This is a genomic window from Micromonospora sp. NPDC049051 (assembly GCF_043197575.1).
GTDB lineage: Bacteria > Actinomycetota > Actinomycetes > Mycobacteriales > Micromonosporaceae > Micromonospora.
In genome coordinates this window covers 43,831-58,130 of record NZ_JBICTL010000003.1, presented here as the reverse complement: position 1 = coordinate 58,130, position 14,300 = coordinate 43,831, and the positions used below count along the sequence as shown (strand labels likewise).

Below are 14,300 nucleotides of genomic sequence, written 5' to 3'. Positions count from 1 at the left end.
CACCGCTTCCCGAGCACCGTTTCCCCGAGCGCCGTTTCCTGAGCGCCGCTTCCCGAGCAGCGCGCCCGCGGGGCCCGGACGCGGTCCGGCCCGCCTGGTCGTGGACCAGGCGGGCCGGAGCTGTCAGCTGACGGGTGTCAGCAGCGGACGGGGGACAACGCGAAGTCCTCCACCGTGGGGGTGGCGGTGTTGATCTTCGTCTGGCGGGTCTGGGGCTTCCAGTTGTCCTTGGCGACGATCATCGTCAAGGGGTTGTTCCGCCGGTCCATCCAGTAGGCGTACTTGCCCTCGGCGTCCGTGGCGAACGTCCAGGACATCGCCCACGAGTCGACCTGGACGATGGCACCGGCGATCGGCGAGCTGGCACCCTGGCAGCTCGTCCCGGTGACCGTACCCATCAGCTTGCCCCAGGTCGTCGGCTGCAGCACGTTCAGCGTGACCGCGACCGGCTCGACCGTGTACGGGGTGTTCTCCTTGATGGCGACCGAGGCGGTGTAGGTGCCGGGCTGGTCCACGTTCGCCGACATGGCGACGTTGACCGTGACGGCCTCGCCCGGCGCCAGGGTGGCCGACGTCTTGTCGATCGTCATCCAGCTGACGTCGGCGCTGCTGGCGGCGCACTCCTCGAAGCCGGGCAGCGCCTCGCTGTCCCGCGTCGCGGTGAAGCCGCTGGAGGAGCCGCCGACCTTGTAGAAGCCGCACGCCGCGCCGCCACGGTAGCGGGCGGTGTTGGCGTTCGGCAGGCTCGACCACGAGGCCGTGGCCGGGTCGTAGGCGAAGCCGACGTTGGTGATGGCACCGCCCTGCGAGCCGCCGACGACCAGGAACTTGCCGTTGGCCACGGCGAACGAGCTGCCCCAGTTGTCGGCCGGCGCGTCGGCGATGGCCGTCCAGCTGTTGGCACCCGGGTCGTAGGCGTAGCTCGCCTTCTGCGACGCGGAGCCGTCGTTGCCTCCGGTGCAGTAGACGATGCCGTCGATCCCGCCACAGGAGAGGAAGGCCACCGACTTCGGGTAGTCGGCCAGGGTCTCCCAGCTGTCGTTGGCCGGGTCGTAGCGCACGACGTCGTTCGACATCGGCGTGCAGGACGACGTCGTGCAGCCGCCGACGGCGTACAGCTTGCCGCCCGCGACCGCCTGGCCCGCCGCCGAGCGCGGCGCCGGGTTGTCGGCCTTCTCCGTCCAGGTGTTGGCCGCCGGGTCGTACGACCAGGTGGTGCCGTCCGGGCCGGCCGCCGCCCAACCGCCAGTCGCGATGATCTTGCCGTCCACGACGCCCACCGTCATGGCGGTACGCGCACCGGGCAGATCGGCGATCGCCGTCCAGGTCTGGGCGACCGGGTCGTAGGCGTAGTTCTTCGCCGAGGACGCCGAGCCGGTGCCACCCGCGATGGAGTACACCTTGCCGCCCAGGTTGACCACCCGGTTGTCCATCACCACGGCCGGGTAGTTGGCGATGTCGGTCCACGGCGCGGCCTGCGGCCCGACCGCGGGCGACGCCGCCGTCGTCGACATGCCGGAGCTCTTCGCCGCGAACGAGGTCGGGACCTCGAGCCGCTGCACCGGCGCGCCCTGGGAGCCGAGCACCTCCTGCTTGCTCAGCCGGGACCCGTCGGCCCGCAGCAGCTCGAACCCGCCGGCCCGCTCACTGAACTCGACGGAGACCGGGGCCCCGCCGGTGTTGGTCACCGTGAACGACTTGGTGACCTTGCCGCTGGGCATCCGGGCCGAGCCGGTCACCTGGGCCGGCTTGACCGACAGGCGGCCGGCGGCCAGCTGGAAGTTCGCCGCGGTCGCCCAGTCGGCCTGGACGTCGACCGACTTGCTCTGGCTGACGTAGCTGCCGGCCCGGGCGGTGAACGGGTGGGTGTCCGTCAGCGTCGAGAACAGCCAGTAGAAGCCGTCCGCCAGCTCGGTGTCGTCCGGGGTCGCCACGGTGGTGGCCTTCTCCGACGGGCGGTCGTCGCTGGTGACGGTGGCGCCGTTGACGTAGCCGCTGTTGTTCTTGTCGCGGACGTGGCCCAGCACCAGGCCGCCGTCGATCGGCTGGCAGGTGAGCTGGCTGCCGATCAGGACGTTGTCGACCGACCACCACCACTCGTACGAGGCGTCGTAGTAGTGGAACCGGACCCGCGCCTGGGCCTGGCCCGCGGCCTGCGGGATGGCGATCTCGGTCACCTTCGGGCCACGGACGTCGGCCGCCTGCCGGAGCACGTTGGTCCACGTGGTCCCGCCGTCGAGGCTGAGGTCGACGTCGGCACGGTCGCTGCCCAGCCAGTTGTAGTCCTGGTTGAACCGGATGACCGGTGCCGTGACGCCGGTCAGGTCGACGACCGGGCTGACGAGCGAGGTGTCCTGCTTACCACCGGAGCCGTACTCGTCGCTGTCGATGATCGCGAAGTTGCCGGTGCCGCCGGTCAGGTTGCCCCGGCCGCCCTCGTCCGTGAACTTCCAGACCTGGCCGCTCGCGGCGTGGTCCACCACGGACCAACCGTCCGGCACGGTGTTGCCGTCGAAGGTCTCGTACTCGCCGTCCGAGCCGAAGCGGTAGCCGGGCGCGGTCGTGCAGGCGTTGGTCTGCACCGGCACCGCCACGTTGGCCGTGGCGTTGCCCGTGCCGACGACGACCTGCTTGGTCACCGTCTGGTAGCCCGGGTACTGCGGCTCGACCTTCAGGCTGTAGGTGCTGCCGGCCGGCAGCTTGAGGCTGTAGCGGCCGTTCGCGGGCGTGGTGTAGTCGGACACGCCCGACTGACCCTCCACGGTGACCTTCGCGTAGAGCGGCCAGCCGTGCCCGGAGCCGTCGGTGACGGTTCCGCTGACGGTGACGCTCGGCACCGCCGTCAGCGCCACGTCGACCGTCGTGGTCGCGTTGCGGGCGACCGCCGCCGGCGTGGTCTTCGCCTGGTAGCCGAACGCCGCCACGGCGACCTGGTAGTCGCCGACCGGGAGCAGCGACGAGTAGGTCCCGTCCGCGCCGGTGGTCAGCTCGCGGTCGGCCCCGCCGGTCAGGCTCACCGTGGCACCGGCGATCGGGGCGCCGGTGGCCGCGTCGGTGACCTTGCCGGCCAGCGTGCCGGTGTCGCCGATCGGGGCGCTGCTGAGCAGCGCGAGCGCGTCGAGCCGGCCCTCGCCGAACACGTTGTTGTCGTCGGCGGTGCCGCCGCACTGGGCGTCGGCCTTGTCGATCGCCGAGTTGTCCAGCAGCGCGCGGGTGGCGGTGACGTCACCGACGAGCGCCGGCGCGGCCGACCACAGCAGCGCGATCGCCCCCGCGAGGTGCGGGGCGGCCATCGAGGTGCCGTTGTAGCTGGCGTAACTGCTGCCCGGAATGCTCGACCGGACGTTCACGCCGGGCGCCGCGATGTTGGGCTTGATCTCGCCGTTCTGGCCGGCGCCGCGCGCCGAGAAGCTGGCGATGTTGTTGTTGACGTCGTAGGCGCCCGCGGAGTAGTTGCTGACCAGGCTGCCCGGGGAGCCGCTGGTCTGGCACGCCGATCCGCTGTTGCCGTTCGACCAGACGCCGAAGATGCCGGACGCGGTCCAGGCCAGCGTCACGTCCTCCATGAACGGGTCGTTGGAGGGCAGCGTGGTTCCCCACGAGTTGTTGATGATGTTCGGCCGCTTGCTGGCGTCCGGGTTCTGGCCGTTGAGGTCCGTCGGCTCGAGCATCCACTGGCCGGAGGTGACCAGCGCGGCGTCGCTGGGGCAGCAGCCGTTCGCCGCGATCCACTTCACCTCGGGGGCCACGCCGATCTGGTTCGCACCGTCGGCGCCGGCCATCGTGCCCATCGTGTGCGTGCCGTGCCCGTTGGTGTCACAGGGCGCGGCGCAGGAGCCGGTGGCACGGAACCAGTTGTAGTTGTGGTCGAACGTGCCGTCGCCGTTGTTGCCCCGGTAGGAGTTCACCAGCGCGGGGTGGTTGAACTGGACCCCGGTGTCGATGTTCGCCACGGTGATGCCGGCGCCCTTGACGCCGTACTGGGACCAGACGTCGTCGGCGTTGATGTTCGCGATGCCCCACTCGAGGGCGTTCACCGTCTTCTCGTCGGTGCCCTTGGTGACCTCGGGCACCTCGTAGGCGACCGGGGCGTACAGGCCCTCGACCTCGGCGTGCGCGGCGAAGCTCTGCGCCATCGTCAGGGAACCGCCGCTGACCTTGATCGCGTTGGTCGCCCAGAAGGTCTCGTACTTCGTTCCGGAGCCATCAAGCTCGGCCCGGATCTTGGACTGGCTGTCGGCGGCGGTCTTCTTCAGCGCCTCGGCGACGGCGGTGCCGCGCTTGTCCCAGTCCTTGATCGCGGCGGCCTTGCTCAGGTCCGCCCGGTCCTTGAAGCGGATCCAGAAGTCGCCCTCGGTCTTGCCCTGGAGCGCGTTCGTGAGCTCCGGCCGGATCTTGTCGGACGGGGCGGCCTGTGCGCCTGCCCCGGTCGCGGCCAGACCCGTCGCGGCGAGGACGATCGCCGCGCCGGCGCTGACCAGAGATCTGGCTAAGCGCCTCGTGGGTGGACGTGTGAACATCGGTGGTGCCTCCTCCAGAACGACCCAGAGTGAAACGAGCCATGGTGGAGGGTGCAGGGACCCGGGTCCGTTTGGATGATCCGGATCCGACCCCTACATGCCCCCCAGGCACCGCGCGGGTCGCGCCGGCTGCCCGTCTGGACACTATGATCGACAAGAATGGACGATCAAGAACTTGCCGTAAGCAATTTGTCACTAGCTGTTGGCCGGCTAATGGGGAGCTTGCCAACATCTGTCAGGACCATGACGAAGATGGGCAGAGGCTGCCCATAGTTTCCGGGTGGGTGCTGTGGGGGCACGTGACGAGAGCACGGCGCCGGACGGTCCAGGTCCGGCCGAAGAAGCGTTTCCGCTGGTGATCGCGGTGACGCCGTCGCCGGCCGAGCGGATACGACTGGCGGAACGGCTGGAGGGCGTCGCGCCGCTGCTGCTCGTCGCCGACCTCGACGAGCTGCGCAGGCTGATCGCGGCCCCGCCACCGCCTGCCCCGGAGCCGGACGCGCGGGCGTCCGCCGGCACGCCGGTCGCCGCCGACGACGCGCTGTTGATCGACTCCGCCCGTTCGACAGCCCGCAGCCGGGGCCGCGAGGTCGCTCTGACGCGACTCGAACACGACCTGCTCGCCTGCCTGACCACCGAGCCGATTCGGGCGTGGAGCTACGCCGAGCTGCACCGCTCGGTCTGGCGGGACGAGGGGCGCGAACGCAGGGCCGACGTGCAGTCCCTGGTCAAGCGGCTGCGCCGCAAGCTGCACCAACTCGGCACCGGGGTGGCCATCGACGCGGTACGCGGCGTCGGGTTCCGGCTGACCGACCACCAGCGGCCGAGGGTCGGCGGATCAGGATGACTGCCTGAATTGGGCAGCCCGGCCGCGCGTGACCGGTGGGCCGAACCGGACCGGGACGCCCGGGGAATACAGCACGCTGACCGGTGCCCCGTCGGGCGCCGGCAGCCCGGCGGCCGCCACGAGTTCGTCGTCCAGGTGCACCAGTTCCGCCCGGTGCAGCGGCCAGCGGGGATGCCAGTTCGGCAGGTGCAGCGTCCGCCCGTACGCCCGGGTGTGCAGCCCCCATCGGGCGGTGACGAAGTGCTCCAGCGGGGTGGGGTCGGCGATCGGCTCCCCCACCCGCACCACCATCCGGCTGGTCGCGCCGGCCGGGCCGGGCCAACGACGCCGGCACCGGTAGGTGTAATGGTCGCCGTCGCGCTCCAGCCGCATCCTCGACCACATGTAGGGCAGGCGCAGGGTCGCCCGGGCCACCAGCACCGCGGCCAGCCGCGACGCGTCGAGCGAGCGGAACACCACGGCGCGCCGGCCGGTGTCGTCGACCGAGTAGAGCCGGACGTTGGTCTCCCAGAAGCTGCCGAAGTACGGCACCCCCGGTCCCCGACCGAAACCCAACCCGACCATCCGGAAGCCGATCAGGCCGACGTAGCTGACCCCGTCGAGGGTGTCGGGCCGGGTTCCCGGGGGCAACAGCGGGGCGACGACCGCCGGCTCCACCGCCCAGTGCAGGAACGTCAGGTCGTCCCAGCGCTGCCGCAGGATCGACCGTGGGAACGCCTGCTCGGGTGCGGCCTCGACCGGCTCGGTGTCCACGTACCCATCATGCCCGGTGCCGGCACGACGCCACGCGCCCGGCTGGTCGGCGGCGCTAGCCCGGCGCCACGTCCAGCCGCGGGCGATGGCCGGCGGGCTCCCCGCCGTCGCGCTCCTTCGGGATCACGGGGTCGGGTGTGCGCCAGGAACGCCACAGCTCGCTGTAGCCGCCCCCGGCCGCCAGCAACTGCTCGTGCGTGCCGTGCTCGACGACGCGCCCGTGCGCCATGACGACGATGCGGTCGGCGGTGGCCGCCTGGCTGAGCCGGTGGGCGACGATCAGGGTGGTACGGCCCTCGGTGGCGGCCGTGGCGGCGCGGTCGAGGTCGCGCGCGCCCGAGCTGCCGGCCTCCGCGGTGGCCTCGTCGAGCACCGCGACGGTCGGTCCGGCGAGGACCAGGCGCGCCAGGGCGAGCTGCTGGGCCTGGGCGGCGGTGAGGTGCCGCCCGCCCTCCCCCACGCACGTGTCCAGCCCGTCGGGCAGCGTACGGAGCCAGTCGGTGACGCCGACGAGGTCGAGCGCGGCGCCCACCTCGGCGGCGGTGGCGTCCGGGTTGGCCAGGCGCAGGTCGTCGCCGAGCGTTCCGGCGAAGACGTGCACCTCCTGGCTGATCAGCGCGATCTCGCGGCGGACGTGGTGCTCGTCCAGTTCCGTCAGCGGTACGCCGCGCAGGCGGACGGCGCCCCGGGTGGGCGCGATGATTCCGGCGGCGATGCCGGCGAGCGTGCTCTTGCCCGCTCCGCTCGCGCCCACGAGAGCCACGCGCTCGCCGGGCGCCAGGCGCAGCGTGACGTCCCGCAGCACGACGGGGCCGTCGTCGTAGCGGTGCCGGTCGACGACCACCTCCAGCGCCGCGGGTTCGGGGCCGCCCGGGCCCACCGACCGCCGGGGCCGAACGGGCCCGGAGCCGTCGGGCGAGGCGGCGTCGGGCGGCGCGACGCCCACAGTGGCGGCGTCGGGCGACGCGACGCCCATAGCGGCAGCGTCCGGCGAGGCGGCGTCGGGCAGCGAGGTGAAGCCGACAGTGGCGGCGTCCGGCGAGGCGGCGTCGGGCAGCGAGGTGACGCCGACGAGCCGGGCGAGGCTGGCGCCGGCCTGGAGCACGCTGTCCGACTGGAGCAGCAGCAGGCCGATCGGGTTGAACAGGCGGTGGAAGTAGAGCGCGGCGGTGGTCGCCGCTCCCACGGTCGCCAGGTCGTCGCGTACCAGCAGGAAGCCGGCGAGCAGCACGGCGGCGAGCCCCACGAACTCCGACCGGTTGAGCCGCAGCCCGAACCGCGTGTGGAGGTTGAAGATCTCCAACGACAGGTCGCGGGCCGCGGCGGACCGGTCGGCGATCCCACCGACGTGCGCGTCCTCCAGCCGGTAGGCGCGCACGGTTGCCGCGCCGCGCAACGCCCCCGCCATGACCTGTGTCCGCTCGCCCGTCGCCACCCGTTCGCGCGCGTAGTACGGCACCGATCGCCCGAGGTACCAGCGCAGCGCCAACGCGTAGGCGGGGGCCGCCGCCAGCCCGGCCAGGCCGAGGCGCCAGTCCAGGGCGAAGAGCCCCACCGCGGTCAGCACGACGGACAGCAGCGCGCCGAGGAAGGCCGGGCCGCTGGTGGCGATCACGTTCGTCACCACGGCCACGTCGTCGCCGGCCCGGGCCACCAGGTCCCCGGTGCCGGCCCGCTCCAACGTGGCCGACGGCAGGTGCAGGGCCCGGTCGAGAACCCGCTCGCGCAGCCGCGCCAGCACGGTCTCGCCGAGGCGTGCGGTGAGCGCGGCGCCGATCGCGGTGAGGACGCCGGCGAGCACGGCGGCGCCCGCGATCACGCCCGCCCAGGCCACGATCCGTGGCGTGTCGGTGCCGGCGATGACGTCGTCGACGAGGCGGCCGAGCACCCAGGGTGCGACGAGCCCGGTCGCGGCGGCGGCGACCAGCAACGTGCTCGCGGCGACGCTGAGCCCGGGCAGCCGGGCGAACTCGGCCCGCAGGGCGGCCCAGGTCTGGCGGGCGGTGGCCGTGGGCAGCAGGTGCCTGGTTCCGGCGCCGCGCGTGGTCGACCCGTCGGTCATCGCAGGACCTCCTCCCGGTAGCGGGCGTCGCCGGCGAGCAGCTGCTCGTGCGGGCCCTCGGCGACGACCCGCCCGCCGTCGATGACGGCCACGCGGTGCGTGACCCGCAGCAGGGCCGGGCTGTTGGTGATCAGCACGGTGCCGCGGGCCGCCGCCGCGCGGGCGCCGGCCAGCCCTTCGGCGAGCAGCGCCTCGGTCACCGCGTCGACCGCCGTGGTGGGGTTGTGCAACACCAGTACGGGCGGGTCGGCGACGAGCGCCCTGGCCAGCCCGACCCGCTGCCGCTGACCGCCGGAGAGGTTCGCCCCCCGCTCGATGAGCAGCCGGTCGATGCCGTGCGGGTGCGCGGCGAGCACGTCCTCGGCAGCCGCGGCCCGTACGGCGGCACGCAGGACCGCCTCGTCGGCGGCGGTGCCGGCGGCGATGTTGGCGCGCAGCGTCCCCTCGAACAACGCCACGTCGTGTGGTTCGACCAGCAGGATGCTCCGTACGGCGTCGACGTGCAGCTCCTCGGCGGGCACGCCGTCGAGGTACAGCGTGCCCCGGTAGTCCTCGCGGGGCACGCGGCCGGACAGCAGCGCCACCAGCGCCTCGGCGTCGCTCGGGTCGTGGGCGAGCACGCCGAGGACCTCCCCCGCGTCGACCCGCAGGCACAGCCCGTCGAGCCCGGCGTGCCCGATCGTGTCGAGGACGAGCCGCGCCGGGGCCGGGGCCGGCGGGCCGGCGGTGCCCGGGCGGGTGAGCGGCTCGGCGCCGAGCACCCGGGCGACCCGCCCGGCGGAGGCGCGGGCCATGGCGAGAATCTGCACGCAGTACCCGAGGGTCTGCACGGGCTCGGCGACGAACTGGGCCAGCCCGACGACGGCGACGAGTTCGCCGATCGTGAGCCGGCCCTGGATCGCGAGCCAGCCGGCGACGCCGGCGACCGCCGCGAGGAAGAGGCCGTTCACGGCGGTGGTGAGCCCGAGGTGCAGGCCCTTGGTGTTGGCGGCGCGCAGGGTGACGTCGAGGGCGTGGCGGCTGGCGCGGGCGTACCGGCGTGCGGCGTGGTCCTGGGCGCCGATGCCGCGCAGCACGCGCAGGCCGGTGACGAGGTCGACGGCGAGCGCGGTCGTGGCGGCGAGGGTCTCCTGTTGCGACGCGCTGCGCCGGCTGAGCAGCGGGGCCATCCGTTGCAGGGCGACGACCACCAGCGGTACGCCGACGAGCACCCCGAGCCCGAGCGGGACGTCGACGACGAGCAGCGCGGCGGCCGCGACCACGACGGCGGTGAGCGCGGCGGCGCCGAGCCCCGCGACCCGCACGACGAGCGCGGCCAACTCGGCGTCGGAGGCGGTGACGGAGAGCAGTTCACCGTCGCGCATGCCCGAGCGGTTCCCGCGCGGGTCGAGGGCGCTCCTGGCGATCTCGACCCGCAGGAGGTGGGCCTCCTGTTCCAGGGCGCCGTACGCGAGGCGGGCGCCGGTGCGGTAGGCGAAGGCGAGGACGGTGAACAGGACGGCGAGGCCGGCGAGGGAGAGCAGCAGCGCCCGTACGTCCCCGGTGGCGACCGCGCGGTCGATGATCACGCCGATCGCGACCGGGACGAGGGCCTCGGTGGCCTGGTGGGTGCAGAGCAGCACGGTGCCGGCCACCACGCGACCGCGCTGGCGGCGCAGGGCGCGGCGCAGGATGGTCCCACCGCTGATCTTGTCGGCTGCCACGGGCGTCAGGACCGGGCGGGCGCGGCGGGGGCGCCGCACCGCCGGCCGGTGGACGGGACGCCGGGGCCGGTGCCGTCGGCCCCGATGCGGGTCAGGATCCGCACTCCGGGGCCGACGGCGCCCCGGAGGCACGAGGATGTGTACACGAGCTGCGCCCTCCCAGCGATCGAGGGCCAGGTTAGCCTCACCTAATGGCCCTGGTGAACGCAGGCTCGGCAACCGGCGGTGACGCCCGCCCGGGCCGGGGCCCGGGCGGGGTCAACGGGGGCGCTGGCCGAGGCCGTCGACCCGGCGCGCCGACGGGGGCGCCGGGCCCACCGGCCGGCCGACCCGGGCCACGTGCAGCAGGCGCTGCGGCGCCACGCCCAGCAACGAACCCAGGGCGGCGCGGGTGGCGGGCGCGTCGATGAGCTGGCTCAGCGGGTGCGCGGCCAGCCCGGCCGCGTGCAGGGTCAGCCACGTGCGCGCGAGCACCCGGCCGAACTCGACCTGGCTCGCGTCGTTGATGCCGGGCGGCCCGACGAGGACGAGCGCGGCGCCGCCGAGGGCGAGCGGGTTGCCGGACGCCGCCGCGAGCAGCCGGGGCAGCCCGAGCCGGCGCAGCGCCGGGTACGCGGCCAGCGCCGCCCGCAACGCCGTCGCCTCGCGCCCGGACAGGCCGAGGCACCGGTCGGTGAGCCCGTCGGCGTGGTAGTCCGGGTGCGCCGGGGTGAGCCGCAGCCACGACCGCAACTCGCCGACCACCGCCGCATCGGCGTACGTCCACCGGTCGGCGTCCCGCAGCAGGCGGGCCAGCAGGGTGGCGTCCGGTACGGCCCGCACCGTCCCGCCCGCGACCCGGGCGACGGCGTCGACGGCCGCCAGCACCCCGGCGTCCGGGCCGGCCGAGAACCGGCCCCGGTGGGTACGACGGGTGAGCACCTGCGCGGCGCTGAACGGGGTGTCGTAGCGGTGCGGGGCGGCCCGCAGCCAGCCCACCCGACGGTCCTCGCGGCAGTGGTCCCCGACGAACGTCATCCGCAGGCCCGCGTCGGCGGCGACGATCAGGCAGGTCTCGACGAAGGCACCCAGGGACAGCCGCAGGTCGCGGCCGGAGGGGTCGGCCGCTGGCAGCTCGTACGCCCGGTCCCAGCCCACCAGGATCGCCTCGGGCCGGTGGTCGAGCCGCCACGGCTGGGTGTTGTGCGCGCTCGGCGCCCGCCAGCAGAGCGGCTCCAGCTCGCGGAACGTCGCCAGCCGCATCACAGCGCCTTCTCGTAGAAGGTGTACCCGTGCAGCGGCCGGCCGCCCAGCGCCCGGTACTGCGCGGCCGACGCCGGATTGTCCCGGCCGACGTAGGTGCTGCGCAGCGTCGTGTACCCGCCGGCGTGCAGGTTGCGCCGCAGCGCGGTGGAGAGCAGGCGCTGGTAGCCGCGCCCCTGGTACCCGGGCAGCACACCCTTGACGATCAGCACCGCCTCCCGCCGGTAGCGGCGGCGCACTGCCAGCAGCCGGACCTGGTTGAGCAGGTGGAGGTCGCCGCGGACCCGTACCACGAACTCGCTGATGTCCGGCACGCACAGCACGAACGCCACGGGCTGCCCGGCCCTGGTCAGGTAGAGCAGCAGCGACTCGTCCAGCAGGTACGCCAGCCCGTCGGTCTGCCGGCTCAGCTGCGCGGCGGAGATCTCGGTGTAGTAGCCGAGCTGGGCGAAGGACGCGTTCAGCAGCCCCCGCAGCAGGTCGAGCTGCTCGGCGAGGCGCCGGACGTCGGCCCGGTGCACCGTCAGCTCCGCGCCGTCGTCGTCGGTGCCCGGTGGGGCGTCGTCGCCGGCGGGGACCGGGCAGATCCAGGTGTCCGACTCGAACCGCCGGTGGAACCCGTACGACTCGTACGCGCTCACGTACCGGGGCGGGTTCCAGGCGCTGTCGATGAAGCCGCGATCGGCGTACCCGGAGGTGATGACGCCGCCCGCCTGGTTGGGCAGCAACGCCACCGGCCCGAAGAGCGCGTCACGGTCGCCGGCGGCGCGGGCGGCGGCGGTGACCGCCTCGAACAGCGGTCGCGCCGCCGCCTCGGTGAACTCGGTGAGCCCGAAGAGCTGACACCGGCGGCCGAGCTTCGCGTCGAGGGCGGCGTCGGTGTGCAGGGTGGTCCGGCCGACGACCGCACCGGTGGCGCCGTCGCGCAGCACGTACATCGGCACGCCCTCGCGCCACCAGCGCCGCACCTGCTGGCGCGTCGGCGGCACGAAGCGCGGCTCGCCGGCGTACACCCGGTCGGTGAGCGCCAGGAACTCGCGCAGGCCGCGCCGGTCGACGACGCGTTGCAGGGCGTGCGGGGCGGTCATCGCCGCACCGCCGGTCCGACCGTCTCGGAGCCCAGCGGCGTAAACGTCGGGATGTGCCCCATCTCGGTGGACTCGGCCCGCCACACCCCGTTGGAGTAGCCGTCGGGTTCGGCGGTGAAGATCCGGATGTAGCCGGCGGTCGCGTGGCGGTCGCCGTCGGTCAGCCAGATCATCAGCTTGCGGTGGTGCCGGGACCGGGCGAAGCGCAGCAGGGCCTCGCGGTCGCTGAAGAACGCGATGGTGCCGAGGGTGAACGGGAACTCCCAGTAGATCCGGTGCCAGCGGTAGCCGGACATGCGGCGCATGTCGCGGACCATCCGCCGCCAGGCCGGCAGGAGCCGCAGGATCGCCAGCGGGCTCCGGTAGCGGGTGGCGCCGAAGAACATGGCGCCGGCCTGGGCGCGCGCCGGGGCGCGGGAGAAGTCACGGGTACGCATCACTCAGCCCACCAGGTAGACGTTCTTGATCTTCTGTTGTCCGGCGAACGGGCCGGCTCCCGGTTCGTGCAGCTCGACGCGGATGTCACCGGCGGCTGGGTCCTCGGTCAGCGACTGTGCGAAGTCGCGGGAGACGGCCGCCAGGTGGGCGCGTACGCCGCTGCGGCAGGCGGCGGCGAGGGCGTCGCGCTCCGCCGCGCGCAGCGGTCGCCGCAGTTCGAGGTAAACCACCGGCCGGGTCTCCAGCGTCTCGTCCTCGGCCAGCGCCAGGCAGAACCGGCTGATCTCGGCGGCGTACGGGTTGTCGGCGTAGAGGCCGTACTCCACGTCCTGCGGGTAGAGGTTGGCGCCCAGGTAAGACACCGTCGAGTCGCGCCGGCCGAACAGCAGCAGCACCGGCAGGGTCATCCGCTCGCTGGCCGTGGCCTCGCGGCACTCGGCCCAGCGCCGCGCGTCGCCCCGGACCAGGTCGAGGATCCGCCGGAAGTCGACGAGCAGCGCCTCGTCGCCGACGTTGTACCGCAGCCGTGGTTGCAGGACGTCGGGACCGGTCATCGTGCAGAGCAGTTCGCGGCGCTCGTTGGTCTCCAGGTAGGTGGCCAGCGGGTTGTACTGGAACACCATCGGCAGGCGCTGCTCGTCGGCGCCCAGCAGCGCCGCCCGCAGCTCGGGATCGTCGCGCAGGCGCCGCCGCAGCCACACGGTGAACCGCGTCTCCGCACCGATGCCGATGGTCAGGTCCGAGGCGCCGTACGCGGACCTGACCCGCAGGAACCGCTCCTCCAGGTAGCCGCGCAACGCCTCCGTCATCCCCTCTCCCCCGCAGCTGGCGAAGACGCGGTGGCGCGACCAGTCGAACCCCTCGGCGTCGAGCCGGTCCCGCAGGTGCTTGAGGAACGGCGGGTACGCGGTCACCAGGTAGTCGAAGTCCGGGCCGAACTCGCGGAGCGTGTCGACGATCTTGTCGAGGTCCGGGCCGGTGTTCTTGACCACCGCGATCCGGGCCATCGCGGCGCCGGTCGTCGTGCCGGTCGCCCAGGCGCCCATCGAGTAGGCGTTGATGACGAACGGGCGGCGCATCGGGAAGACCAGGCTGGTGTAGCCCACGATGTCGCGGTGCACCGCGCGCAGTTCCCGCTCGCCCCGGGGCCAGTTGAAGGGCCGGCCGGACGAGCCGGCGGACTCGTCGACCACCACGCCCCGATCGGGCAGTCGCCCACCCCGGCAGCGTCGGGCGGAGTCGAAAGGCACGACGTAGCTCACCTTGTCGGTCTCCGGGAAGTCCCGCAGCCGTCGGCGGGCCCCGGCCGGTCGGGCGCGCAGGAAGGCGCGGTACGCCGGAACCTCCAGCGCGGCGAGCGCGCACCCCGCACGCGCGTTCGCCGCCGCGAGCCGGTCCAGTACCGGGTGGTGCCGCCTGGCCGACCACCGCCACGACGCGGGATGGCGGGCGGCCAGGCGCACCGTCGCCCCGAGCACCTGGCCGAAGACCGTCAGGCGTGCCCGCCGCCAGCGTTCGCCGGCCGTCAGACGGGTCGACGCGAGGGGTGTCGGATCGGAATATCGACGCAGCGTCTCGGTCATGGGTGAATCCTCGGCGGATCCGGTCGGGGACGCCTGAGCTGTCGCACCGAGCCGGCGCTGAGTA

Annotated in this window: 9 protein-coding genes; 1 reads left to right on the top strand and 8 read right to left on the bottom strand. The window is 73.6% G+C overall.

Going from position 1 to position 14,300, the window contains the following annotated elements:
• Positions 1 to 137 precede the first annotated feature (137 nt).
• Positions 138 to 4,520, bottom strand: coding sequence for a S8 family serine peptidase (locus ACGFIR_RS12505; RefSeq protein WP_393144815.1), 4,383 nt, complete (start codon positions 4,518 to 4,520; stop codon positions 138 to 140).
• A 355-nt stretch (positions 4,521 to 4,875) separates the two neighbouring features.
• On the opposite strand from ACGFIR_RS12505, the gene ACGFIR_RS12500 reads away from it, so the two are divergent.
• Positions 4,876 to 5,367 (top strand): winged helix-turn-helix domain-containing protein, encoded by a 492-nt coding sequence (locus ACGFIR_RS12500; RefSeq protein WP_393144813.1) that lies wholly within the window; start codon positions 4,876 to 4,878, stop codon positions 5,365 to 5,367.
• Here the strand turns inward: ACGFIR_RS12500 and ACGFIR_RS12495 are convergent.
• From ACGFIR_RS12495 to ACGFIR_RS12465, 7 genes are all read right to left on the bottom strand, one after another.
• The gene (locus ACGFIR_RS12495) at positions 5,359 to 6,120 is read right to left on the bottom strand and encodes a YqjF family protein (protein ID WP_393144811.1); all 762 of its coding nucleotides are present in this window, start codon (positions 6,118 to 6,120) and stop codon (positions 5,359 to 5,361) included. The genes ACGFIR_RS12500 and ACGFIR_RS12495 overlap by 9 nt on opposite strands.
• Before the next feature lie 55 nt (positions 6,121 to 6,175).
• Positions 6,176 to 8,182 (bottom strand): ABC transporter ATP-binding protein, encoded by a 2,007-nt coding sequence (locus ACGFIR_RS12490; RefSeq protein WP_393144809.1) that lies wholly within the window; start codon positions 8,180 to 8,182, stop codon positions 6,176 to 6,178.
• On the bottom strand, positions 8,179 to 9,885 hold the full coding sequence (locus ACGFIR_RS12485; protein ID WP_393144807.1) for an ABC transporter transmembrane domain-containing protein: 1,707 nt from the start codon (positions 9,883 to 9,885) through the stop codon (positions 8,179 to 8,181). Before ACGFIR_RS12485 ends, ACGFIR_RS12490 begins: the two co-directional genes overlap by 4 nt.
• A 258-nt stretch (positions 9,886 to 10,143) precedes the next feature.
• Positions 10,144 to 11,127 (bottom strand): nitroreductase, encoded by a 984-nt coding sequence (locus tag ACGFIR_RS12480; protein ID WP_393144805.1) that lies wholly within the window; start codon positions 11,125 to 11,127, stop codon positions 10,144 to 10,146.
• The gene (locus tag ACGFIR_RS12475; protein ID WP_393144803.1) at positions 11,127 to 12,215 is read right to left on the bottom strand and encodes a GNAT family N-acetyltransferase; all 1,089 of its coding nucleotides are present in this window, start codon (positions 12,213 to 12,215) and stop codon (positions 11,127 to 11,129) included. Before ACGFIR_RS12475 ends, ACGFIR_RS12480 begins: the two co-directional genes overlap by 1 nt.
• The gene (locus ACGFIR_RS12470) at positions 12,212 to 12,652 is read right to left on the bottom strand and encodes a DUF4188 domain-containing protein (protein WP_393007424.1); all 441 of its coding nucleotides are present in this window, start codon (positions 12,650 to 12,652) and stop codon (positions 12,212 to 12,214) included. Before ACGFIR_RS12470 ends, ACGFIR_RS12475 begins: the two co-directional genes overlap by 4 nt.
• Positions 12,653 to 12,655: 3 nt before the next feature.
• The gene (locus tag ACGFIR_RS12465) at positions 12,656 to 14,236 is read right to left on the bottom strand and encodes a phenylacetate--CoA ligase family protein (RefSeq protein WP_393144801.1); all 1,581 of its coding nucleotides are present in this window, start codon (positions 14,234 to 14,236) and stop codon (positions 12,656 to 12,658) included.
• Positions 14,237 to 14,300 lie beyond the last annotated feature (64 nt).